21 protein-coding genes are annotated in these 24188 nt (G+C 39.9%); 7 read left to right on the top strand and 14 right to left on the bottom strand.

The window, feature by feature from the left end; all coding sequences use genetic code 11:
• Position 1: 1 nt before the first annotated feature.
• The 5 genes from INP95_RS04600 to pyrH form a co-directional block, all read right to left on the bottom strand.
• A complete protein-coding gene (locus tag INP95_RS04600; protein WP_054419254.1) occupies positions 2–868 on the bottom strand; it encodes a phosphatidate cytidylyltransferase in 867 nt (288 codons plus the stop codon).
• An 11-nt stretch (positions 869–879) separates the two neighbouring features.
• A complete protein-coding gene (gene uppS / locus INP95_RS04595; RefSeq protein WP_197561005.1) occupies positions 880–1599 on the bottom strand; it encodes a polyprenyl diphosphate synthase in 720 nt (239 codons plus the stop codon).
• 39 nt (positions 1600–1638) lie between these two features.
• Entirely contained in the window at positions 1639–2838 is a 1200-nt protein-coding gene (gene ispC / locus INP95_RS04590) for a 1-deoxy-D-xylulose-5-phosphate reductoisomerase (protein ID WP_197561004.1), read from the bottom strand.
• An 89-nt stretch (positions 2839–2927) separates the two neighbouring features.
• Complete coding sequence (frr, locus tag INP95_RS04585) at positions 2928–3485, bottom strand: ribosome recycling factor (protein WP_005696784.1); 558 nt, start codon at positions 3483–3485, stop codon at positions 2928–2930.
• A 124-nt stretch (positions 3486–3609) separates the two neighbouring features.
• Positions 3610–4323, bottom strand: a complete 714-nt coding sequence (gene pyrH / locus INP95_RS04580) for a UMP kinase (protein WP_005698626.1) — start codon at positions 4321–4323, stop codon at positions 3610–3612.
• A 125-nt stretch (positions 4324–4448) separates the two neighbouring features.
• Here pyrH and INP95_RS04575 point away from each other — a divergent pair, with 125 nt between their 5' ends.
• Positions 4449–6008: a phosphoethanolamine transferase gene (locus tag INP95_RS04575; RefSeq protein ID WP_197561003.1), complete on the top strand. Its 1560-nt coding sequence runs from the start codon at positions 4449–4451 to the stop codon at positions 6006–6008.
• 74 nt (positions 6009–6082) lie between these two features.
• Here the strand turns inward: INP95_RS04575 and tsf are convergent, their stop codons facing one another.
• The 4 genes from tsf to mtr all read right to left on the bottom strand — a co-directional run bounded on the left by tsf (position 6083) and on the right by mtr (position 10055).
• A complete protein-coding gene (gene tsf / locus INP95_RS04570; protein ID WP_115911352.1) occupies positions 6083–6934 on the bottom strand; it encodes a translation elongation factor Ts in 852 nt (283 codons plus the stop codon).
• A 133-nt stretch (positions 6935–7067) separates the two neighbouring features.
• On the bottom strand, positions 7068–7790 hold the full coding sequence (gene rpsB, locus INP95_RS04565) for a 30S ribosomal protein S2 (RefSeq protein WP_046949980.1): 723 nt from the start codon (positions 7788–7790) through the stop codon (positions 7068–7070).
• A gap of 169 nt (positions 7791–7959) precedes the next feature.
• Positions 7960–8733, bottom strand: a complete 774-nt coding sequence (locus INP95_RS04560; protein ID WP_197561002.1) for a class I SAM-dependent methyltransferase — start codon at positions 8731–8733, stop codon at positions 7960–7962.
• A 65-nt stretch (positions 8734–8798) separates the two neighbouring features.
• The gene (mtr, locus tag INP95_RS04555) at positions 8799–10055 is read right to left on the bottom strand and encodes a tryptophan permease (RefSeq protein ID WP_197561001.1); all 1257 of its coding nucleotides are present in this window, start codon (positions 10053–10055) and stop codon (positions 8799–8801) included.
• 121 nt (positions 10056–10176) lie between these two features.
• Between mtr and INP95_RS04550 the strand changes: the two genes are divergently transcribed.
• Positions 10177–10959 carry a M48 family metallopeptidase gene (locus tag INP95_RS04550; protein WP_197561000.1) on the top strand — a complete coding sequence of 261 codons (783 nt, stop codon included), beginning with the start codon at positions 10177–10179 and terminating at the stop codon, positions 10957–10959.
• 129 nt (positions 10960–11088) lie between these two features.
• On the opposite strand, the gene acrB is transcribed toward INP95_RS04550, so the two are convergent.
• From acrB to priA, 5 genes are all read right to left on the bottom strand, one after another.
• Positions 11089–14193: a multidrug efflux RND transporter permease subunit AcrB gene (acrB, locus tag INP95_RS04545; RefSeq protein ID WP_197560999.1), complete on the bottom strand. Its 3105-nt coding sequence runs from the start codon at positions 14191–14193 to the stop codon at positions 11089–11091.
• Positions 14194–14206: 13 nt separating this feature from the next.
• Positions 14207–15403: a multidrug efflux RND transporter periplasmic adaptor subunit AcrA gene (gene acrA / locus INP95_RS04540; RefSeq protein WP_049363237.1), complete on the bottom strand. Its 1197-nt coding sequence runs from the start codon at positions 15401–15403 to the stop codon at positions 14207–14209.
• A 30-nt stretch (positions 15404–15433) separates the two neighbouring features.
• Positions 15434–16012, bottom strand: coding sequence for a TetR/AcrR family transcriptional regulator (locus INP95_RS04535; protein WP_197560998.1), 579 nt, complete (start codon positions 16010–16012; stop codon positions 15434–15436).
• A 156-nt stretch (positions 16013–16168) separates the two neighbouring features.
• A complete protein-coding gene (gene ftsN / locus INP95_RS04530; protein ID WP_197560997.1) occupies positions 16169–17035 on the bottom strand; it encodes a cell division protein FtsN in 867 nt (288 codons plus the stop codon).
• 93 nt (positions 17036–17128) lie between these two features.
• Complete coding sequence (gene priA / locus INP95_RS04525) at positions 17129–19318, bottom strand: primosomal protein N' (RefSeq protein ID WP_197560996.1); 2190 nt, start codon at positions 19316–19318, stop codon at positions 17129–17131.
• Positions 19319–19431: 113 nt separating this feature from the next.
• On the opposite strand from priA, the gene trmB reads away from it, so the two are divergent.
• The 5 genes from trmB to napA all read left to right on the top strand — a co-directional run bounded on the left by trmB (position 19432) and on the right by napA (position 24136).
• Positions 19432–20178, top strand: coding sequence for a tRNA (guanosine(46)-N7)-methyltransferase TrmB (trmB, locus tag INP95_RS04520; RefSeq protein WP_014064823.1), 747 nt, complete (start codon positions 19432–19434; stop codon positions 20176–20178).
• 51 nt (positions 20179–20229) lie between these two features.
• Complete coding sequence (locus INP95_RS04515; protein ID WP_080351316.1) at positions 20230–20571, top strand: YggL family protein; 342 nt, start codon at positions 20230–20232, stop codon at positions 20569–20571.
• Positions 20572–20793: 222 nt separating this feature from the next.
• Complete coding sequence (napF, locus tag INP95_RS04510; protein ID WP_197560995.1) at positions 20794–21336, top strand: ferredoxin-type protein NapF; 543 nt, start codon at positions 20794–20796, stop codon at positions 21334–21336.
• Positions 21323–21586 carry a chaperone NapD gene (locus INP95_RS04505; RefSeq protein ID WP_102703633.1) on the top strand — a complete coding sequence of 88 codons (264 nt, stop codon included), beginning with the start codon at positions 21323–21325 and terminating at the stop codon, positions 21584–21586. The genes napF and INP95_RS04505 overlap by 14 nt, the downstream gene beginning before the upstream one ends.
• Before the next feature lie 63 nt (positions 21587–21649).
• Positions 21650–24136, top strand: coding sequence for a nitrate reductase catalytic subunit NapA (gene napA / locus INP95_RS04500; protein ID WP_197560994.1), 2487 nt, complete (start codon positions 21650–21652; stop codon positions 24134–24136).
• Positions 24137–24188 lie beyond the last annotated feature (52 nt).

Genomic DNA, 24188 nt, shown 5'->3' with positions numbered 1-24188 from the left:
CCTATAACACAAAGAAATAGAAATATGTGAAGAATGGTACTGCGGCTGTTAAGCTATCAATACGATCTAAAATACCGCCATGGCCCGGAATTAATTGACTACTGTCTTTAATGCCTGATTCACGTTTAAACATACTTTCTGCTAAGTCACCTAATACAGAAATAGCCACAGTTGCCACAGAAAGCACAACAAAACCACTCATTGAACGGCTACCTAATAAGGTTTCACCTGAGAAATGGATAAATACAAATGCCAATACCGCCGCGGTGATCATGCCTCCAAATACCCCTTGCCATGTTTTTCCCGGTGAGACTTTCGGCGCAAGCTTGTGCTTACCAAAGGCTCGTCCCGCAAAATAGGCACCAGAGTCAGCCGCCCATACCAATACAAACACATAAAGCAATAAGAATAAACCATGATGAGGATCAGCAGTATAATTATCTAAACGCAAACGTAAGACTGCGGCAACAAAAGGGATCAGCGTAGAGAAAGCAAACAACACTTGTAAAGGGATATTTTTACCCCAAAACTTCGCTGAACTTGGATAAGTCACCACTAATACTAATGCAAGCGCCCACCAACCGACTGAATTTAGCAATAAAAGCGGCAAGTAGTTTTCAAATACTCGACCTGCATCTAAATAATTACCTTCGTTATAAAGCCAGAGGAAGATAAATGCGCCTAGAAATGCTGCGATACAAAGGCGTGCCAAAGGATTTTTAAAACGAGCAAATTGAGCCCACTCCCAAATACCAAGTGTAGCCACAAAGCCCAAGGCTAGGGCAAAATAAAATGGGGTAAATAAGAACAAGGCACATAATACCAAAGCAATCAACACAATGGCTGATAATACACGTTCTTTAAGCATAAGTTCTCCGCTTATTCTGTCCCGCCAAAACGGCGATGACGTTGTTGATAGCAGGCAATTGCCTGATTAAAATCTTTTTCACTAAAATCTGGCCAAAGCACATCTAAAAAACACAATTCCGCATATGCAATTTGCCAAAGCAAGAAATTACTAATGCGTTGTTCACCGCTTGTGCGAATTAGTAAATCGACCGGCGGCTCATCTTGTGTGACTAAATGTTGCTGGAAAAGTGGTTCATTAATATCACTCACCGAAATCTCATTATTTTTTACTTTTTCAGCTAATTGTTGAGTCGCTTGAACAATATCCCAACAACCACCGTAATTAGCCGCAATATTTAAAGTCAGTGCGGTATTATTTTCCGTTAAATTTTCTGCTTTTGCGATCTTCTCTTGCAATTTTTCACTAAAACGAGAAACATCACCGATAATCTTTAAACGAATATTATTTTTATGTAATTTTTTGACTTCTCGATCAAGTGCTTGCATAAAGAGCGTCATTAAAGCGCTCACTTCTTGCTCGGGACGATTCCAGTTTTCGCTGCTAAATGCATATAACGTCAAAAATTTAACACCAGTTTGTCGTGCATAACTCACCGCACGGCGCACGGCTGCCACACCATTTGTATGGCCAAAAATACGCAGCTTATTTTGTTGCTTCGCCCAGCGCCCATTACCATCCATTATGATGGCAACGTGTTCGGGAATATTATTGTTATCAAGTTCTTTCATTCTAAAATATTCGGATTTATAACCGCACTTTGGTGTATTCTACATTAACTTTTTAATCAGCGAAGCTGCTAATTCACGTGCTTGCTTATCTACGGCTAATACATCATCAATGCTTGAAATGATAGAAGATGGCATTTGCTCAACTGATACTTGGTTAATTTTCGCAATATCCGTAAATTTAATATAACCATCTAAAAAGGCTTGTACTGCAATTTCATTTGCTGCATTCATAGCAGTTGTCGCATACTGCCCTTCTGCAAAAGCATCGATCGCTAATTTTAAATTTGGATAACGATTAAAATCAGGTTCGATAAACGTCAATTCTTTGATTTTAAAGAAATCTAATGGTTTCACACCACTAACAGTACGATTTGGATAAGCCATAGTTTCCGCAATGGGCGTGCGCATATCCGGATTGCCTATTTGAGCAATGACCGAACCATCTACATAACGCACCATTGAATGAATAATAGATTGAGGATGAATAATCACTTCCATTTCATCAGCCGATGCATTAAAGAGCCAGCGAGCTTCAATGTACTCTAAACCTTTATTCATCATCGTGGCAGAATCCACAGAGATTTTTTTACCCATTGACCAGTTTGGATGAGCGACGGCTTGTTCTGGCGTAATATGTTCAAACTCGTTTAATGGCGTATAACGGAAAGGCCCACCAGAACCCGTTAAGACAATTTTACTGACCCCTAATTCTTTCAAAGGACAGAATCCAACCTTTTCTTGGGCTTCAGGCGGTAAAGATTGAAAAATCGCATTATGCTCACTATCAACAGGTAATAATTTTGCTTTGAATTGTTTTACTGCATCAATAAAAATTTGACCACAAGTCACTAAAGATTCTTTGTTAGCAAGTAAGACTTTCTTACTCGCTTTCACTGCTGAAAGGGTCGGTAGTAATCCCGCCGCCCCAACAATGGCTGCCATAACTTGATCTGCATCTGGATGTGCTGCCAACTCACAAATGGCTTTCTGTCCAGCTAAGACTTCTGTTTTAATGTGGTGTGAAGCTAATTTTTCTCGCAATACCTTTGCTGCATTTTCATCATCTAATGCAGCAAAGTGCGGTTGAAATTTCACGCATTGTTCAAACATTGTCTCAACATTTTTGCCCCCTACTAACGCAAAGGCATGGTATTTGTCAGGATTATGTTCGATAACAGAAAGGGTGCTATGACCAATAGAACCGGTTGATCCTAAAATAACAAGATTTTGTTTTTGCATAAAATTTCGACCGCACTTTGTGCTTTTATTTTTTTATCAGAATAGAACAAGGGCAGACACTTGGTCTGCCCCAAAACATGGTTCGACAATTAGAAATCCATTAATTCTTTTTCTTTATCCGCTAAGATCTCATCCACTTTTTTGATATAGCTATCAGTCACTTTTTGAATGATTTCTTCTGCTTTATGTTGATCGTTTTCGCTGATTTCTTTGTCTTTTAATAATGCTTTGATTTTATCATTTGCATCACGACGCACATTACGAATTGCAACTTTACCTTGTTCACCTTCGCTTTTTACGATTTTGATTAAATCACGACGACGTTCTTCAGTTAATGGAGGAAGAGGCACACGAATTGTTGTACCTGCTGAAGATGGGTTTAAACCTAAATCAGACGTTAAAATTGCTTTTTCTACTGCACTGATTAAAGAACGGTCAAATACTGTTACCGCTAAAGTACGCGCATCTTCCGCAACCACGTTAGCTAATTGACGAAGTGGGGTCGCTGCACCATAGTATTCCACTTGGATTGCGTCTAATAAGCTAGGTTGAGCACGACCTGTACGGATTTTTGCAATATGCCCACGTAAGGCTTCAAGGCTTTTTTCCATGCGAGCTTCAGCATCTTGTTTGATTTCATTAATCATTCATCTGTCCTTTTCAATAAATAAAGATAAAACACAGTGATTTTACTGGATTTTTAGGGAGTTTTGAATAAATTTATTCATAAAAAAGGCGAGATAGTCTCTCGCCATTTTATTCTTTAAAAAATTAACTAATCGTTGTGCCTTCTTCTGTACCGAGTACGACTTTGCGTAACGCACCTGGTTTGCACATATTAAATACACGAATTGGCATACCGTGGTCACGCGCAAGTGTGAACGCAGCTAAATCCATTACTTGTAATTCTTTATCAATCACTTCTGCATAAGATAATTTATGGTATAGCTTCGCATTAGGATTTTTTGCAGGGTCGCAATCATACACGCCATCAACTTTGGTCGCTTTTAACACGATATCCGCTTCAATTTCAATACCACGCAAGCATGCAGCAGAATCTGTAGTAAAGAACGGGCTCCCCGTTCCCGCTGAGAAAATCACCACACGTTTTTCACGTAACATTTTGATGGCTTCAGACCAGTTATAGGTATCGCAAATCCCATTTAATTGGAAAGCAGACATTAATTTTGCATTCACATCCGCACGATGAAGCGCATCGCGCATTGCCAAGCCATTCATTACGGTTGCAAGCATCCCCATATGGTCGCCCACTACGCGATTCATGCCGGCTTTAGCTAATTTTGCACCACGGAATAAGTTACCACCACCGAGCACAACACCAACTTCCACGCCCATTTCAATTAATTCTTTAATCTCTAACGCCATACGATCAAGGATCGAAGGATCGATACCGAAGCCCTCATCACCTTGCAATGCTTCACCACTTAATTTCAATAAAATACGTTTGTAAATTGGTTGGCTCATTTGTCTTTTCCTTTGTCGGTTACAAAATTTGGCTTATTCTAGCAAAAGAGCGAAAAAGTTAAAAATGGAAATTAGTCAGAAAAGTGCGATAAAATATCGCTGTTTTGATTTTATAGGTAAACTTTATGAAGATTTCAAAAACCTCACAAATTTTAACCGCACTTTTTTCTTTGGCTTGCGCCATTGCTGCGGGTTATTTGATTTTACGAGGTTCAGGGATGTTTCCTGAGCCATCTATTAGTCTGATTTTACTCGCGGCTATTTTCATTATTTTATTAAGTAGTAGCCGAAAATCTTTCTATTTTATTTTATTACCCTTAGTTTGCTTACACGCAATTTATACGCCAACAGGCTTAAATTTTGGTGCACCAAGCTACCAATATATTGCATCGGTTCTCGCGACAGATATGTTAGAGACCAAAGAGTTTCTCATGCAAATCCCTGTAAGCAGCTATTTAGCTGCATTAGCTATTCCAGTTTTAGTCTTTTTACATTACAAAAGTGCGGTCAAATTTGGGGTAAAATTTTATCGCAATAAAACATTCATTGCCCTCGCTACCCTGTTGATTGGCTACAACTTACCGATTGCTGCGCCATTAAAAGAAACAATAGATTCGAGTGTAGAAATTGTTAATGAATGGCAAAAATTGAAAAAAATGTCACAAGAAAGCAACTGGGGACAATCCACATTAGAAAATTCGAAATACCAAGATTATGTGATTATTTTGGGTGAAAGTGCGCGAAAAGACTACTTACATGCTTATGGCTATCCTGTTAATGACACGCCATTCATGTCATCAACAAATGGCACACTTATTGATGGGATGACATCTGCCGGAACCAACACTGTCGCCTCATTGCGCTTAATGTTAACTTTACCTGACAAAGAAAAATGGGAACCTAACTATGATTTAAGCTTAGTGGATCTGATTAAGTCCGCAGGCGTAAAAACCTACTGGCTTTCTAATCAAGGTTTCTTAGGTGAATATGACACGCCAGTTGCTTCGCTTGCATCAAAATCTGATGAAACCATTTTCCTGAAAAAAGGCGGTAGCTTTAATTCTACAAACTACAGCGATTTTGATTTAATTCCTAAATTTGCCCAAGTTTTAGAAGATCCAACACAAGGTAAACGCTTTATTGTGTTACACATTTATGGTTCACATCCTCTTGCTTGCGATCGTGTTGAAGATTATCCGAAAATTTTCAATGATAATGACATTGAGAAAAAGAACGAGTACTTAAATTGCTATGTTTCATCCATTAAGAAAACCGATGATTTTATTAAGAAAGTGTATGAAACCCTCAAAGAAAACGAGCAAAAAACACACCGCACTTTCTCAATGATTTATTTTTCTGATCATGGTTTATGTCACCAAGAAGATGATAAACATGGTGTAACCTTATTTAACCAAAACTGTCACAGTCAATTACATCATAATATTCCGCTCTTTAAGATTTCATCTGATGATACGGCACGTAAAGAATACAAAGCCTTTAAATCTGGTTTGAATTTCTTAGAAGGTATTGCTAATTGGATAGGGATTAAAAATCCGAAGCTCACATTAGAAGAAGATTTATTCTCTGAACAAGCTGACAAAGACGATTATGGGCTGAAAAAACTGATTGAAGAAAAATATCGTAAAGATGCAGACCCCGCCATCGATATTCGTCCAAAGAAATAAAGCATCTCAAATTTAAGATAACAAAAAAGCCGATATTGAATATCGGCTTTTTTATAATATCTCAATGGAGAAAATTAAGCGTTACCGCCAGTGATTTTTGCAACTTCAGCTGCGAAATCTTCTTCTTTTTTCTCGATACCTTCACCTACTTCTAAACGGATGAAGTTAGACACTGAAGTATTTACTGATTTTAAGAAGTCGCCTACAGATACAGAAGGATCCATTACGAATGCTTGACCTGTTAATGAAACTTCACCAGTGAATTTCTTCATACGGCCTTCAACCATTTTCTCTGCAATTTCTTTTGGTTTGCCAGAGTTAACTGCGATATCAATTTGGATTTGACGCTCGTGTTCAACTACTTCTGCAGGTACATCTTCTGGGTTCACGAATTCTGGTTTAGATGCCGCTACATGCATTGCCACTTTTTTAAGTTCATCAGCTGAACCTTCACCCGCAACTAACACACCGATTTTCGCACCGTGTAAGTATTGAGCAATAACTTGACCATCTAAGTAAGCAACACGACGGATGTTCATGTTCTCACCGATTTTAGCCACTAATGCAGCACGTTTTTCTTCAAATTGTGCTTGTAACGCTTCGATAGTCGTACCTTTGTGTGCTGCTGCGAAATCAGCTACTTCGTTTGCTAAACCTAAGAAACCAGCATCTTTTGCTACGAAGTCAGTTTCACAGTTCATTTCAACTAATACACCGAAACCATTTTCTACACGAGCAAGGATAACACCTTCAGCTGCAACACGGCCTGCTTTTTTAGCTGCTTTAGCTTGACCAGATTTACGCATGTTGTCGATTGCTAACTCGATATCACCGTTTGCTTCAACTAATGCTTTTTTACATTCCATCATACCGGCACCGGTACGTTCACGAAGTTCTTTTACTAATGATGCTGTGATTTCAGCCATTTTAAAAATCCTCTGTCGAAAATGCGATTTATTTTGACCGCACTTTTAGATAAAAATATAGGGGCTAAATTTTAGCCCCTATGCCAATTAATCGTTTGATTATTAAGGGCTTCGCCTTATTGCAAAACTTAAATTATTCTGCGTCAGCTGCTAATTCTTCAGCAACTTGAGCTTCGTTACCACGACCTTCTTTAACCGCTGCTGCAGCTGCAGAAACGTAAAGTTGGATAGCACGAGTCGCATCATCGTTACCAGGGATAACGAAATCTACGCCAGCTGGAGTTGAGTTAGTATCAACGATAGCAAACACAGGAATACCTAGGTTGTTTGCTTCTTTAACAGCGATATGTTCGTGGTCTGCACCGATAACGAATAACGCATCTGGTAAGCCGCCCATATCTTTGATACCGCCAAGGCTTAATTCAAGTTTTTCCATCTCACGGGTACGCATTAACGCTTCTTTTTTGGTTAATTTGTCAAAAGTACCATCTTGAGATTGAGTTTCTAAATCTTTTAAACGTTTAATTGATTGACGAACGGTTTTCCAGTTAGTCAACATACCACCTAACCAACGGTGGTTTACGTAATATTGCTGACAATCTAATGCTGCTGCTTGAACTGCTTCAGACGCTGCACGTTTTGTACCAACGAATAATACTTTACCGTTGTTGCTAGCAATGCGAGTTAATTCCGCTAAAGCTTCGTTGAATAAAGGTAAAGTTTTTTCTAAGTTGATGATGTGAACACCGTTACGAGCACCAAAAATGAAAGGTTTCATTTGTGGGTTCCAGTAACGAGTTTGGTGTCCGAAGTGTACGCCTGCGTTGATCATGTCGCGCATTGAAACTTGTGCCATAATATTTTCCTTTTGTTGGGGTTGAGCCTCCACATATCAGCTAATCGACCGTTTGGCACCCCGATTAAGCCTTAATGATATGTGTGTGTTGTTAATAATTAAAAACGCTGCTTTTGAAACCCAAAAACAGCGGTGCGATTTATACCATAAAGTGCGGTCAAAAACCAGTTTATTTTGTTAAATTCATCACTTTTCTTGCTTTAATAAACAATAAAGGGGGACGATGCCGCAAATCTTTAAATTCATCATGCCATTGTGGCTGCTCGGCTAACATTGGTTCAGCCATTTGTTCAATTTGAAAACCCGCAGCGATTAAATCATTAATGATCGTTGCCGTCGTACGGTGATACGTTTTAAAAGGTTGTTGAAACCAATTTCGCTCTCTTAGCCCTTCATCACGGTAATGATTTAAACGGTAGGCTACTTGCTGTTTTTTCTCATTTTTTTCCCAGCGCTCCCCTTCTTTATGGCAAGTTGTAATCGGATGCTCTTGGGAAAAAACTAATGTGCCGTTAGGCTTAAGTTTGTTGGCAATAGAAGCTAATAAAGCGGGAAAATCTTCAATATAATGAAAAGCAAAAGAGCTGGTAATGACATCAAAATCACTTTCTGGCAATTCCGTTAATTTTTCCATCGGTAACTGATATAACGAAAAACGTCCAGAAAATTGACTGCACTTTTTTAGCTCTTTTTCAGCTTGCTCTAGCATTTTAGCTGAAAGATCTGTTCCCACTACGCTCTCCGCATTGCGTTCCAAATAGAGTTGTAAGTGTCCACCCGTTCCACAACCTAGATCGAGCAATTTTTTCCCTTGTAAATCAGGTAACAGGGAAAGCATCGTCGGCTTTTCCACTATTTCATTGAGGCTGATTGGGTTAGATCGCAGTTTTTGATAAAGCGCAAAGAAGTTTTCTTTATCGTAAACGCTCGTTTGGTTACTCATCTCGTTTCCTATGTAAAATTAAAAAGGGCGTATTCGATACGCCCCTACAATATTAACGCGAAAACTTATCCTGCGAAACTTGCAAACCATCCTAAGTTTGCGCCTACTTGTGCCACAATATTTAACACACCGAATAAGATCACAAAGCCAATCATAAAATTACCGCCATACACTTTATAAGTCGCATTTGGGAATTTTTGGCGACTTGCTTTAGCAAGCAGTGCTGGCACGATTGCAGCCCAAATTGTTGCAGCTAATCCGGCATAACCAATGGCAATCACGAAGCCATAAGGGAATTGTAAACTTAACAATAGTGGCGGTAAGAATGTCACCAATGTGGTTTTTGTTCTGCCTAATACGCTGTCATCAAATTTAAATAAGTCGGCAATATAATCAAATAAACCTAACGTTACCCCTAAGAATGAGGTTGCAATAGCCATATAAGCAAAGAAATTCAATACAACTGCAATGTATTCCACTTCAATATATTTGTGTAATGCTTCTAATAATGCCGATACATCGCCGCCTTTTTCAATCACTGGTGCAAATTCTGTACGTGGTAAATTACCTTGCACTGCAAGCTGCCATAAAATATAAATCACTAAGGCTAAACCTGTACCAATAAAGATCGATTTCATCACGCGACGACCATCACGATCGTAATATTTGACGAGGCTCGGTACATTTCCGTGGAAACCAAAAGACACTAAGCAAACTGGAAGTGCGGTCAATAAATAAGGCAAATAGCTTTGTTCACCTTCCGCAATGGTATTGAATAACACCTCTGTTTTTACAGAGCTCAATAAGCCTGCGGTAGAAAGGAAGAAAGCCACCACCATTCCAACGATCAAAATGGTTGTGAAACGATCCACTGCTTTAGTAGAAAGCCAGACGAAAGCTGCAAGAATAAAACAGAAAATTAAAGATCCCGAAGTCCGTCCAATATCGACCGCACTTTCAGCGGAACCAAAGGCTTGATTGAGCAAGTTTTGTGTAATACCGCCGCCAGAGGTGATATAGGCATAAGTTAAAATATACAACACGAAAGCAACGGAAAGACCATTGATAATATTCCAACCTTTTCCTAACAAATCTTTCACGATGGTGTCAAAGCTTGAGCCGGTAGGATAATGTAAGTTGGCTTCTAAGATCATCAAACCTGATGTGGTCATACAGAACCAAGTGTAAACCAAAGCCAGAATAGAGCCGATAAACCATACACCCGCCGTCGAAGTTGGATTAGCGAGCATACCAGCACCAATCGCGGTACCCGCAATAATCATGGCGCCGCCTAATAAAGAAGGAGATTTTTTTATTGTCATCGTTAAGTCCTAAAATAAAAATTTGCACTATTATAGTAGTACAAAATAAAAAGACAATCTTTTTATATCGACAAAACGCAATAAATTCATATAATCAGCCATCTCAACAAAAGGATAATTTATGAAAAAACAACTTAAAAGCTTTGCTTTTGCTGCGTTAGCGGGTGTTGTATTAACTTCGTGTGCTGACTCTGCCTCTATCAATCAACAAGCTGCAAGTAGCTATACCCAAGAAATGGGTAATATGCGTGCACATGGTGTAATTGATACTTCATCAAAAACTGCAAAACGTGTTCATGCAGTGTTTAATAAAATGGTGCCTTATGCAGACCAAGCGAATGAAACTGGACAACAATTTAACTGGCAAATCAATGTCATTAAATCAAAAGAACTGAATGCTTGGGCAATGCCAGGCGGTAAAATGGCATTCTACACAGGTTTAGTGGATACCTTACAGTTAAACGATAATGAAATTGCTGTTGTAATGGGTCACGAAATGGCACACGCTTTAAAAGAACACGGTAAAGCGAAAGTGAATTTTGGTATGGCTACTAATATTGCAGCAAGTTTAGGTCATGCCGCCCTTTCTACTGTTATCGGTTCAAGTGCAAGTGAATTAGCAGTAGGTTTAACCAAAGACTTTGCTTTAGATAAACCTTACTCTCGTAGCGCAGAAACTGAAGCGGATGAAGTTGGATTAATGCTAATGGCTCGCTCAGGTTACAATCCTGAAGTTGCCCCAGGTTTATGGCAAAAAATGGCAAAAGCCTCTGGTGGTTCTAAAGGTGCACTTGATGTGTTAGCTTCTACTCACCCGAGTGATGAATCCCGCCAAGAAAACTTACAACGCTTATTACCAGAAGCGATGGAACTTTACAAAGCCACTAAAAATAAAAATGGCTAAATAAAAATGGTTAAAAATTTGACCGCACTTTCATAAATAAAAAGCGAACATTATGTTCGCTTTTTTAATCTCTAAAAGAAAACCGCACTTGAAAAATCAAAGTGCGGTTTGTTTTTATAGTATTTTCAATTAATGTTGTTCGTTAATGTGACCTTCAATTGGTTTTACATTTTCATCAAACACTGGTAACGGTTTGTGTTCGCTTGCAATGTAAGAATAAATCACTGGCAACACGAACAAGGTAAACAATGTACCGATTGCCAAACCTGCCACGATAACGATACCAATACTGAAACGAGATACCGCACCCGCACCTGTTGCATAAAGCAACGGTACAAGACCTGCAATCATCGCTGCGGTTGTCATCAAAATTGGACGTAAACGTACTTTAGCCGCTTCGGTGATCGCTTCAATACGCGTTTTACCGTGGTTTAACTGCTCTTCTTTCGCTACTTCACACATCAAAATACCGTGTTTCGTAATAAGACCAACCAGGGTAATCAAACCCACTTGTGAGTAGATATTGAGTGTCGTTCCAGCAATCCCTACAAATCCAAAGGCATTTAAGGCTAATAACGCACCACTCACCGCTAACGGTACAGAAATCATAATCACGATTGGATCGCGAATTGATTCAAACTGAATTGCCAAGACTAAGAAAATAATCACTACCGCAAGTAAGAACGTTACAGCAAGCGCATTACCTTCTTGTACTAACTGACGCGCTTCACTTTTAAAGTCATAGTTATAACCCTGTGGTAAAGTATTTTTCGCATTGTCCTGTAACCATTGGATCGCATCACCAATTGAAGTACCTGGCATCGGTACAGCACTAATCACCGCAGAGTTTAACTGGCTGAAACGAGGCAATGTACTTGGTTGTGGTTCCAATGTAGCCGTCACCAAGCTGCTTAATGGAACAGAGGTACCATTTGCTGCGGTGATGTAATACTTATTAAAACTTTCCGGAGATAAACGATTGTCACGTTTTACTTGGGAAATAATTTTATAAGCACGGCCGTCAATATCCACACGCTCAATGGTTGCGGCAGATAAGAAGCTACCTAAAGTACGGCTGATTTGTTGCATCGTAATGCCGTAAGTCCCTGCTTTTTCACGATCAATCTTAATGCGCATTTGAGCGGTATCAAATTTAAGATCGAGATTGGTATAAACGAACTTACTGGATTTTTGCATATCCTCTAAGAATTTACCGGCTACATTTGCTAAATCGCCGTAATCTTGTGATGTGCTGATCACAAAACCAATCGGAGGTCCTTGCTCCCCTGTATCAATTTCTGGGAACGAGAAGCCTTGTACAGATACCTCAGGAATTGATTTCGCTTTCGCATTTAATTCATTTAAGATCTCAGTTTGGCTTTTTGAACGTTCTTTCCAGTCTTTTAACGTAATGACGTTTAAAGATTGGTTAGAAGTTGGTGCGCCTGAAATTGTCATAGCAAACTGCACTTCTGGCGTATTTTTTAAAATCTCTTGATAAGGTGCCATCGCATTTTGCACATAATCCACGTTTACGTTAGACGGTGCTGAACCAATCGCTAAAAATGCCCCTTTATCTTCTGCTGGTGTTAATTCACTCGAAAGCGATTTAAACAACACGGGTAAGGTTGCAAAGATAATCGCCGCAAACATCAACATACATTTACGGTTTACCATCACCAAATCAAGTACATACGCATAAGCTGCATTCACTTTACTAAGGGTATGCTCTACTCGTTGTTCCAATTTACTTGGAGCCTCATTGGATTTTAGCAATTTACTGGTCATCATTGGTGAAAGCGTTAATGCTACGATACCGGAAATAAATACTGCTCCAGCAAGGGTTAAAGCAAACTCTTTAAACAACGTACCCGTAATACCGCCCATTAACGCCATTGGAGAATATACCGCAATCAAGGCTATAGTCATGGAAATAACCGGAACGGCAATTTCACGCGTACCAATAATCGCCGCACGGAATGGTGTTTCACCTAACTTAATGTGGCGGTCTACGTTTTCCAATACCACAATCGCATCATCCACCACCAAACCAATGGCTAGAACCAATGCCAGCAAAGTCATCAAGTTAATAGAGAAATCAAATGATTGAAGCAACATGATTACCCCAATTAATGAAATCGGAATGGTGATAACCGGGATTAACATCGCACGGAATGAACCAATAAACATGGTAATCACCACCAACACGATCAGCGTTGCCTCAACAATCGTTTTGATTACTTCATTAATGGAGTTATTAATCGCAATTGTACTGTCATATAAGATGTCAGATTCAATAGCATCCGGCAGATTATTTTTAATACTGTCATATAGCGGACGCACTTTCGCAACTACCGTTAATGGGTTTGCTGACGAAGTTGGATTAATCGCTAATACAACGGAATCTGCGCCATTCGCTACCGCACGTGAGCTATCACTTGATTTATTTAATTCAATATCAGCGATATCGCGTAAACGTACTAACTTATCACCGTTAGACGTCACAATTAAGTTACCTAATTCTTCAACCGATTTTGTCGTGGTTTCTACTTTGTTTTTATAGGTTACAAAATAGCCATTATCATTACCTGCTGCTGTTTGAATGTTATTCGCTGATAATGCGGACATCACTTGTGTGGCAGAAAGGTTTTGAGCCGCCATTTTTTCTGGATCTAACCAAATACGAAGTGCGTACTCAGATGCACCAAAGATCTGCACACTCGCCACCCCTTCTACAGTAAAGAACTGAGGTTTGACTACGCGTTGAATATAGTCAGTCACTTGGCTTGCATCAAGCTTGTCAGAACGGAAACTAATATACATAATCCCCGAACCACCGGTTGATGAAGAAATCGTTGGATCTTCAATACCACTTGGTAATTCAGAACGAACTGAGTTAACTTTAGCTAAAACATCTGCCAAGGCCGCATTCGGATCCGTATTTAATTTCATTTTTACGGTGACAGTTGACGTACTTGGGCTAGAGCTTGAAGACATATAGTCCACATTATCTGCTTGCGCTACCGCCTCTTCAATTTTGGAAGTAACAAACGCTTGAATTAAGTTCGCATCCGCCCCTGGATATGCAGTGGTCACCGTAATCACCGTCGTGGTCATTTTCGGATATTCGCGCACAGCCAATTTCGAGATCGCTTGTAATCCTAAAATAATGATTAACAAGCTAATCGAAACCGCCAAAACAGGACGACGAATAAATATATCGGTAAATTTCATTCGCTTTTCCTAATTAAAGATTCGTTTTATTCGCAGGTTGTTCAGTACCTACGCCCGCTTTATCTGCAACAGAGACTAATGCACCGTTACTTAAGTTTTGCTGACCGCCGGTCACAATTTTATCGCCGACTTTAACTTCATCGCCTTTTAATTGTGCATAAATACCTTGACGATCTTTCGTAAATACAGTGATTGATTTTGCACGGTACATATTCGCCGCTTTTTCTGCGCCGCCTAATTTCTCAATATCTTCATCGGAAAGTGCGGTCAAAATATAAAGCGATTCGCCATACATGTTGTAGCTCACTGCCACTTGTGGCACAACGATTTGATTATGCTCAGTTGGTAAAGCGACATTTAAGCGAGTAAACATACCGGATAATAATTTTGCGCCATCTTCTGGTTCAAATGTTGCTTGAACATCGACTAAACCCGTTGAAGAATTAATTGCTGGCTCAATTGCAGTAACCTTCGCGGCAAAAGTTTCACCTTTACGCGCATCTGCCGTAGCCGTTACTTTTTGACCAATATGCAATTTATCTAATAGGTTTTGAGCAATCGCAAAATCCACTTTCATAGAAGAACGATCTTCCACACGCACAATTTCAGTACCGTTTGAAACGTACTGACCAACATTCACTTTCACGATACCGGCTTTACCATCAAATGGTGCGACGATTTGGCGACGCTCAATGGTTGCTTTTAATGACTCAATATTTGCCGCTTGTGCTTCATAAGCTGATTTTGCGTTATCTAATTCTTGACGAGAAACGGCACCGCTGCCTGCAAGGTTTGCATAACGTTGATAAGTTTGACGTAATGACACCACTTGAGCTTGAGCCGCTTGTAAGCTTGCACGCTCAACGGAACTATCTAACTCAACTAACAAATCACCCTTTTTCACGCTTTGGCCATTTTGCACGAGCACTTTAGACACGGTTCCAGCGCTTTGTGCACTTAACATCGCCCCTTGATTCGGACGAACAAGACCTGTCGTTTCAATAATTGGCGTCCATTCTGAAGCCTTTACTGTCATCGCTGTTACAGGGGATGCTGTTTCTGGTTTATTTGCCAAGAAATCAGCAATGCCTTTTGCCTTCATTTGATTAAGGAAAATCATTGCTGCAAAAATTAACACAAATACGCCTAACGCTAATTTCAAAAAGAAAACGTGTGAACGCTTTGGTTTATCAGTTTGAGTTATACTCATTTGGAAAACTCCATTAAGACAATAAAATGACTATTTCTGAATTGCACGCCAAGAGCGTTCAATGACAGATTCTAACATCGCATCGGTTACTGCCGTACCGAGAAACTTGATATCTGAGGCTAAAACGATTGCTGTTTTAAGACTCAGCAAAAATAACATGTGAGGATCTAAATCAGCTAACACATTTGCGGCTTGTCCCTTGAGACAAAAGTGTTCCCAACACGAATGCTCCATTTCTTTGCAGGTTTCAATAAACTCTGGTAAAGATCGATATTGGCTCATGTTTAACAGAATCGTTGGATTTTCTTGAAGAAAATGCCAAATATTCCACCACATTTTTCTGTATTGCTCGAAAAAAGATTGGCTTTCATCAAAACCTTCTTCAATCGCCACAGCAAACTTATTGAACACTCGACGAGCAAATTGTGCTAATAACTCGTCTTTACTCTTAAAATAAAGATAAATCGTACCCGCTGCGATGCCAGCTTCCTTGGCTAACTTATGCATAGAAAGATAATGTAATCCTTCTTTTGCCATAAGACGATCTGTTGCATCAAAGATCTGCTCGCTGACATCAAGCTTCGTTTTAGAGGCTTTTACTTGTCGCATAATAAAAAATTAAATTCTTAGGGTTATATATGAGAAAGGTCATTTAAGATGAATATCAAAAATGAATAAACGTTCATTTTATTGATTTTTCGTTTTTTGGCAAGTGAAAATATAAAAAAAGTGCGGTTATTTTTAACCGCACTTTTAAATTCTGAATTACATTCCAATCACAACGCAACTCGCCACTGATTTTGCTTTATCTTGTGCTGCTGTTGCTGCATCTCGACTACCAAATGGTCCTACACGTACGCGGTTCCATTCTTCACTTGTCGCAATTTGTGCATTTACGCCAGCCATCGCTAGACGACCTTGTAAGCTTTCTGCTTGCGCACGATTTTTAAATGCACCACATTGTAAACCAAATTTTTTACCGCTAGCCTGTACTTGCTGTTCAGCAGGTTTTGGTTCTGCTTTTTTCGGTTGCTCCGTTTTAGCCGGTTCTGTTTTTACTGGTTCAGCTTTCACCACTTCCGCTTTTTTCGGCGGTTCAGGCTTTTTAACTGGCTCAGGCTTTTTCGCTTCTGATTTTGCTGGTTGCTGAGCTGGCTGAGTTTGAACTGTCTGCGCTGGTTGAGCTTGCTGTGCTTGAGCCGCGGCTTTTTCTGCATTCGCTGCTTCTTGCTCTTTACGCTGAGCTTCTAATTTTTTCGCTTCTTCTGCAGCCTTTTGCTCTTTTTCCATTTGGATGAGCACTTGACGTTGTTCTTCCGTCAAACGCATATTTTTTTCAACGGAAGAAGGATTATTATCCACTGGCACCGTACGGGTTTCTAATTCTTTAATGTAGTGCCATACTTCTTCTGGACGATTTGGTAACACACTTTTCGGTTGCGGTTTTTCTGGTTGAACCGTTGTTGTCACGACAGGTTCAGGTGTTTTACTTTTTAAGAAGTAAAGCCCTAACCCAAAACCTAATACCGCCACCAACGCAAGAGCAATTAAGGTATTGCGATTAAAACTTTTCTTTGCTTTCTTTTTATTATTTTTTGAGCCGCTTCGACCGGCAAAATCTCGATGAGCCACGATAAAATCCTAAAATATTCGATAAATTAAACTTAGAGTATAAAAAACGCTTAATTCTACTGAAAAACTGTGCATTTTTCTAGGGAATTTTTGCTAACTCAAATCCAATGGATCCACGTCTAAAATTAACCGCACTTGAGAAGACTTTATCAACTCTGGTGAATATCGACTCAATGCAGCCTGTAATTGTTTTCGAGAGGCGTGTTGTAATAGTAACTGCCAACGATACTGTCCCGCTTTTTTGCTGAACGGTGCAGGAATTGGTCCCAACACTTGCAAGCCTTCAATTTTTTGCTCATAGAAGAAAGACGCCAATTGCGACAATGCATTTTCCGCCTCTTCAGAATGACGACATTGGGCTTTAAACAAGGCTTGGAAACTAAATGGAGGCAAGCCCATATTATGCCGCAACTTCAAGGTTTCTTCTGCAAAGGCTTGATAGCCCTTTTCAAGCAAGGTGGTTAATAACGGATGATCCGGATAGTGCGTCTGCAAAACCACTTCCCCCTGTTTCTCCGCTCTGCCTGAGCGCCCCGCCACTTGTACATAAAGCTGCGCCAAACGTTCTTCGGCTCTGAAATCAAGAGAAAACAACGCATTATCCACATTCACTAAAGCAACCAAAGTGACATTCGAAAAATGGTGTCCTTTGGCTAACATTTGGGTGCCAATTAAAATCTGACTTTTACCTTGCTGAATATCCTCTAAATAACCTTCAAGCTTGCCTTTTCGCGCCGTACTATCGCGATCAATACGTGCAATATTGTATTGTGGAAAACGTGCTTTTAAGGTTTCCTCCAGTTGTTCCGTGCCTAAACCCGTTGTGACTAAATGCGTTGAACCGCAATGACCACATTGCATCGGCACTGTTTTTTGCGCACCACAATGATGGCAGCGTAAAACGCGCTGGTGTTGGTGATAAGTATAAGGTTTTTCACAATGATGACATTCATCAATCCAGCCACATTCATGACATAACAACACAGGTGCAAATCCACGTCGATTAAGGAATAACAATACTTGATTGCCTTTTTCTAAGTGTTCTTGCATACGTTGCAATAGCGGTTCGGATAAGCCGTTTTGAATTCGTTGATGTTTTAAATCAATCACAAACTGGCGAAGTGCGGTCGCATTTCCGGCTCTTTTTGATAAGACCAAATGATGATATTTACCATTTTGTACGTTATTCACACTTTCCAAACTTGGTGTGGCAGAACCTAATAAGATAGGGATATTGAGCTTTTGCGCTAAAACAACGCCTAAATCTCTTGCATGATAACGCCAACCATCTTGCTGTTTAAACGAGCCGTCATGTTCTTCATCTAAAATAATTAAGCCGAGATCTGAAAATTGGGTAAAAAGTGCCGATCTCGTACCGATCACGATTGCACTTTGCCCCGTTCTTGCACGCTCCCAGACATTTAAGCGTTGCGTATCGTTCAAGTTGGAATGCAATACATCAATTTCCACATTAAAACGTGCTTGGAACCGTCTCACTGTCTGAGGGGTAAGCCCAATTTCAGGAACAAGCACTAAAACCTGCTTGCCTTTCTTTAACACCTCTTCAATGTATTGCAGATAGATTTCGGTTTTGCCCGAACCAGTTACGCCCTCTAACAACCACACATTAAAGCCTTCTTGGAAAAGCAACTGGCTAAATGCAAGGGCTTGTTGCTTGTTTAAGGTCAATCGGTTATCAAGATTAACTAAAGGATTATCCCCTAGCGCTTGCTGCCAACTTTTTTGTTCAGAAGGTACAATAATCTCTTCCACATAATCTTTGCCTTTAAGGGCTGACCAAATTGCGGAGCTGATCTCATTGTTACCTTTTTCTAGATCTTGCGTGAGCAATAAATTTAAGGCTTCAATTTGTTTTTTAGCGCGTTTTAGCTCGCCTGATTCTAATGCTTGTTTTCCAAGTTCCGTAATACGCCAAAAAGTGCGGTCATTTTTAACCGCACTTTCTCCATTACGGAGTTTGACCGGTAATGCTTGAAACAACACATCGCCTAAGGCTGCACGATAATAATTAGCCGACCAAGCTAACCAATCCCACGTTGTGGAATTAAAAAGTGAGTCAGCATCAAGTACATCAATAATCGGTTTTAACTTCTCTTTTGCGACATCCGAAGAAGCGGGCAAATCCACCACGATCCCGACTCGTTTTTGCGAACCGAAAGGCACCAACACTCGTCCACCAACAATTGGTGTCAAGTGGGGCGAATAGAGATAATCAAAGAATCGGGGAAGCGGTACGGCTAATGCAACTCGGACAATATTCATAACAAAAAACAATTAAAAATTTTCGCTATTATACGGGAATTAGGTGGAAAAATCCCACAACCTTGCCTTTTAGTGTATAATCGCCGCCAATTTTAATTGAGCGAATAAAAACCATGACAGAAGAGCAAAAAACCTTTGCTGATCAAAAACGTAAAACCGTTGAAACGGCTGAATTTACAGAAGATGGTCGTTATAAACGTAAAGTTCGTAGCTTTGTGTTGCGGACAGGTCGCTTAAGTGATTTTCAAAAAAATATGATGAACGATCACTGGGCTGATCTTGGATTAGATTATCAAAACGCCCCTTTTGATTTTGCCGTGATTTATGGCAATACGAATCCCGTTATATTAGAAATTGGCTTCGGGATGGGTAAATCTTTAGTGGATATGGCTGAAGCGAATCCTGATAAAAATTATCTCGGTATTGAAGTGCATACGCCTGGTGTGGGAGCCTGTATTGCTTATGCGGTAGAAAAAGGTGTGAAAAATCTTCGCGTGATTTGCCATGATGCCACTGAAATTTTACGTGATTGTGTGAAAGACGGCGAATTAGGCGGTTTACAGCTTTTCTTCCCAGACCCTTGGCATAAAGCAAAACATCATAAACGCCGCATTGTTCAACCGCACTTTGTAGAGCAAGTTGTACAAAAATTACAACCCAATGGCTTTATTCATATGGCTACGGACTGGGAGAACTATGCAGAACAAATGCTCGAAGTGCTTTCAGCCAATGAAAATTTAGTCAATGCTGCCGAACAAGATTATATTCCACGTCCTGATTTCCGCCCTCTTACAAAATTTGAGGCGCGCGGTCATCGCTTAGGTCACGGCGTATGGGATTTATACTTTAAGAAAAAATAATCATCGAGATGATGACGATACCCATTACCTTAACATAGGAGAACATTGAAAATGAAAACTCGTAATCAACGTCAACGTAAAAAACTTCACTTAGCTGAATTCCAAGAATTAGGCTTTTTAGTGAATTGGCAATTTGCTGAAGGGACCAGCATCGAAACTATCGATGAAACCGTTGACCGTTTTATTGCTGAAGTGATTCAACCAAACGGCTTAGCTTATGAAGGTAGCGGCTATTTACATTGGGAAGGCTTAGTTTGCTTAGAGAAAATCGGTAAATGTGATGAAAGCCATCGTCAATTAGTGAAAAAATGGTTAGAAGAAAATAAATTACAACAAATCGAAATCAGTGAATTATTCGATATTTGGTGGGATTACCCAACCCAAAACGCATAATATTTTAAACTCACTTCAGGGCGGTTCTTCCGCCCTATTTAATAATCATTTTCACTTATATTTTAACAATTTATTTACACTAATAACATTTCTTCAAAATATCATTGATCTATCTCAACAAAAGTGTATATTTCTTAAAAACTACTCCTTTTAGGTAGTTACTATTTTTTTATTAGCACTAGATAATGCATCCCTTGAAAATACCGAACTTTAAAGAAAAATATGGCGATTGAAAATCCTTCTCGCAGACAATTATTACGTGGGCAATTTTTACAATCGTTACATTCTGAAAACGCGAAAATTCAAGGTATTAATGCTATACGTCCACCTTGGTCAATAAACGAAAGTGATTTTACGGAGAAATGTACACGGTGTGGTGATTGCATACTGGTATGTGAAACCCAGATTATCGTAAAAGGCGATGGCGGTTTCCCTGAAATACAATTTGACAAGGGTGAATGCACGTTCTGCCAAAAATGTGTTTTAGTCTGTGAACAACCAATTTTTCGTTCATTAGAAGAAGAGCCTTGGACACATAAAGTTGAGATTACAACGCAATGTCTAACGGAAAATCGAGTGGAATGTCGAAGTTGCCAAGATAGCTGCCCGATGAATGCCATCCGTTTTAGATTACAACTTGGTGGTGTAGCAAAACCCATATTGGATTTAGAAAGCTGTAATGGTTGTGGCGCTTGCCTAAGTGTTTGCCCAACAAAAGCAATAAAAATTTTTAATATTGAAACAAATATCGATGAGTCAATTTAGCGAAAATGAGAACTGGTATGTATGCAGCATTGTTGTGCAAGCCAGACCAGAAAAACTTAACCAAGTCAAAGAAGCCATTTTAGCGATTCCAACCGCTGAGATTCATGGCGAAAAATCTGATGAAGGCAAATTGGTGGTCACCCTTGAAAGTGACCGTCAATTAGCATTAGCGGATCTTATGGATGAAATTAAAGATATCCCAGGAGTAATTGTCGTTTCTTTAATTTCGAATTACTTAGATGAAAAATAAATAATTTAGGTATACATGCCATTTTGTATATTCTAAAAAATTCAACAACGAGTGGGGAAAACTATGGAACTTAATCGTAGAGATTTTATGAAAGCCAATGCTGCGCTTGCAGCAGCAGCGGCTGCCGGTATGACCATCCCTGTTAAACAGGTTGATGCGGCAGAAGATATGGGCATCAAATGGGATAAAGCGCCATGTCGTTTCTGTGGTACAGGATGTAGCGTATTGGTAGGAACCAAAGATGGTCGAGTTGTCGCAACTCAAGGTGACCCAGATGCAGAGGTAAACCGTGGTTTAAACTGTATCAAAGGTTACTTCCTTTCTAAAATCATGTACGGTGCAGACCGTGTACAAACTCCGTTATTACGTATGAAAGATGGTAAATTCCATAAAGAAGGTGACTTTACACCTGTTTCTTGGGATCAAGCTTTCACTATCATGGCGGAAAAAATCAAAGACATCTTGAAGAAAAAAGAACCAAATGCTGTAGGGATGTTCTCTTCCGGTCAAACAACCATCTACGAAGGTTACGCAAAAGTAAAACTTTGGAAAGCTGGTTTCCGTTCTAATACTATCGACCCTAATGCTCGTCACTGTATGGCGTCTGCAGCGGTTGCGTTTATGCGTACATTTGGTATGGATGAACCAATGGGTTGCTATAACGATATCGAGAAAACCGATGCATTTGTGCTTTGGGGTTCAAACATGGCGGAAATGCACCCAATTTTATGGTCTCGTATTTCTGACCGTCGTCTTTCTTCTGATAACGTGAAAGTGGTGGTTATGTCAACATTCGAACACCGTTCGTTTGAATTAGCTGATGTGCCTATCGTATTTAATCCACATGCAGACCTTGCAATCCTTAACTACATTGCAAACTACATTATCCAAAACGATAAAGTAAACTGGGATTTCGTTAATAAACATACTAAATTCAAACGTGGTGAAACTGATATCGGTTATGGTCTACGTCCAGAACACCCACTTGAAGTTGCAGCGAAAAACCGTAAAACTGCAGGTAAAATGTATGACTCTGACTTCGAAGAATTCAAGAAAATCGTTGCACCTTATACATTAGACGAAGCACACCGTATTTCTGGTGTACCAAAAGATCAGCTTGAAACTCTTGCGAAGATGTACGCAGATCCAGAACAAAACTTAGTATCTTACTGGACAATGGGCTTTAACCAACACACTCGTGGTGTATGGGTTAACCACATGATCTATAACGTACACTTATTAACCGGTAAAATTTCTAAACCTGGTTGCGGTCCATTCTCATTAACTGGTCAACCTTCAGCTTGTGGTACAGCTCGTGAAGTGGGTACTTTCGTTCACCGTTTACCAGCGGACATGGTAGTAACCAATCCTAAACACGTTGAAATCGCTGAGAAAAAATGGAAATTACCAAAAGGTACCATTCCAACTGTACCTGGATACGCAGCTGTACAACAAAGCCGTGCATTAAAAGATGGTAAATTAAACTTCTTATGGCAACTTTGTACCAACAACATGCAAGGTGGTCCAAACATTAACGACGAAATTTTCCCTGGTTGGCGTAACCCTGAAAACTTCATCGTTGTTTCAGACCCTTACCCATCCGTTTCTGCAGTTGCAGCAGACCTAATTCTCCCTACTTGTATGTGGGTAGAAAAAGAAGGGGGCTATGGTAACGCAGAACGTCGTACCCAATTATGGCGTCAACAAGTGAAAGGTCCTGGTGAGTCTCGTTCTGACTTATGGCAAATTGTGGAATTCTCTAAATACTTCAAAACAGATGAAGTATGGGGCGAAGAATTATTAGCTCAAATGCCAGAATATCGTGGTAAGACTTTATATGAAGTACTTTACGAGAATGGTGAAGTAAACAAATATAAAATACCAACGGATGTTCCAGGATACATCAATGATGAAGCAGATCACTTTGGTTACTACCTACAAAAAGGCTTATTCGAAGAATACGCAAGCTTTGGTCGTGGTCATGGCCATGACTTAGCACCATTTGATACTTACCACCAAGTACGTGGTTTACGTTGGCCGGTTGTTGACGGTAAAGAAACCTTATGGCGTTACCGTGAAGGCTTTGACCCGTACGTTAAAGCAGGCGAAGATGTTGCGTTCTACGGTTATCCGGATAAAAAAGCAATTATCTTAGGTGTGCCTTATGAAGACCCTGCAGAATCACCAGATGAAGAATATCCATTATGGTTATGTACTGGTCGTGTACTTGAACACTGGCATACCGGTACCATGACTCGTCGTGTACCTGAATTACACCGTGCGTTCCCGAATAACTTAGTTTGGATGCACCCAGCGGATGCGAAAAAATATGGCTTACGTCATGGGGATAAAGTGAAATTAATTACACGTCGTGGTGAAATGGTTTCTTACTTAGATACCCGTGGTCGTAACAAATGTCCTCAGGGCTTAATTTATACCACCTTCTTTGATGCGGGTCAGCTTGCGAACAAATTAACATTGGATGCAACCGATCCAATTTCAGGCGAAACCGACTTCAAAAAATGTGCGGTTAAAGTGGAAAAAGCGTAGGATTTTCCTTTCGTTTCTAGTCGCTCCTCTCTTTCAAGAGAGGGGAATTTAA

The sequence above is a fragment of the Haemophilus parainfluenzae genome, assembly GCF_014931375.1.
In the GTDB taxonomy this organism is placed as follows: domain Bacteria; phylum Pseudomonadota; class Gammaproteobacteria; order Enterobacterales; family Pasteurellaceae; genus Haemophilus_D.
This window is presented reverse-complemented; position numbering and strand designations above follow the sequence as displayed.

Bases quoted from the DNA above. Each gene is read 5' to 3' on its own strand.
- INP95_RS04550 (WP_197561000.1), top strand. From the start codon at position 10,177: ATGAAAAAACAACTTAAAAGCTTTGCTTTTGCTGCGTTAGCGGGTGTT.
- uppS (WP_197561005.1), bottom strand. From the start codon at position 1,599: ATGAAAGAACTTGATAACAATAATATTCCCGAACACGTTGCCATCATA.
- trmB (WP_014064823.1), top strand. From the start codon at position 19,432: ATGACAGAAGAGCAAAAAACCTTTGCTGATCAAAAACGTAAAACCGTT.
- INP95_RS04560 (WP_197561002.1), bottom strand. From the start codon at position 8,733: ATGAGTAACCAAACGAGCGTTTACGATAAAGAAAACTTCTTTGCGCTT.
- INP95_RS04535 (WP_197560998.1), bottom strand. From the start codon at position 16,012: ATGCGACAAGTAAAAGCCTCTAAAACGAAGCTTGATGTCAGCGAGCAG.
- tsf (WP_115911352.1), bottom strand. From the start codon at position 6,934: ATGGCTGAAATCACAGCATCATTAGTAAAAGAACTTCGTGAACGTACC.
- INP95_RS04600 (WP_054419254.1), bottom strand. From the start codon at position 868: ATGCTTAAAGAACGTGTATTATCAGCCATTGTGTTGATTGCTTTGGTA.
- acrB (WP_197560999.1), bottom strand. From the start codon at position 14,193: ATGAAATTTACCGATATATTTATTCGTCGTCCTGTTTTGGCGGTTTCG.
- napA (WP_197560994.1), top strand. From the start codon at position 21,650: ATGGAACTTAATCGTAGAGATTTTATGAAAGCCAATGCTGCGCTTGCA.
- frr (WP_005696784.1), bottom strand. From the start codon at position 3,485: ATGATTAATGAAATCAAACAAGATGCTGAAGCTCGCATGGAAAAAAGC.
- INP95_RS04575 (WP_197561003.1), top strand. From the start codon at position 4,449: ATGAAGATTTCAAAAACCTCACAAATTTTAACCGCACTTTTTTCTTTG.
- rpsB (WP_046949980.1), bottom strand. From the start codon at position 7,790: ATGGCACAAGTTTCAATGCGCGACATGATCAACGCAGGCGTACACTTC.
- ispC (WP_197561004.1), bottom strand. From the start codon at position 2,838: ATGCAAAAACAAAATCTTGTTATTTTAGGATCAACCGGTTCTATTGGT.
- INP95_RS04515 (WP_080351316.1), top strand. From the start codon at position 20,230: ATGAAAACTCGTAATCAACGTCAACGTAAAAAACTTCACTTAGCTGAA.
- mtr (WP_197561001.1), bottom strand. From the start codon at position 10,055: ATGACAATAAAAAAATCTCCTTCTTTATTAGGCGGCGCCATGATTATT.
- napF (WP_197560995.1), top strand. From the start codon at position 20,794: ATGGCGATTGAAAATCCTTCTCGCAGACAATTATTACGTGGGCAATTT.
- priA (WP_197560996.1), bottom strand. From the start codon at position 19,318: ATGAATATTGTCCGAGTTGCATTAGCCGTACCGCTTCCCCGATTCTTT.
- INP95_RS04505 (WP_102703633.1), top strand. From the start codon at position 21,323: ATGAGTCAATTTAGCGAAAATGAGAACTGGTATGTATGCAGCATTGTT.
- acrA (WP_049363237.1), bottom strand. From the start codon at position 15,403: ATGAGTATAACTCAAACTGATAAACCAAAGCGTTCACACGTTTTCTTT.
- pyrH (WP_005698626.1), bottom strand. From the start codon at position 4,323: ATGAGCCAACCAATTTACAAACGTATTTTATTGAAATTAAGTGGTGAA.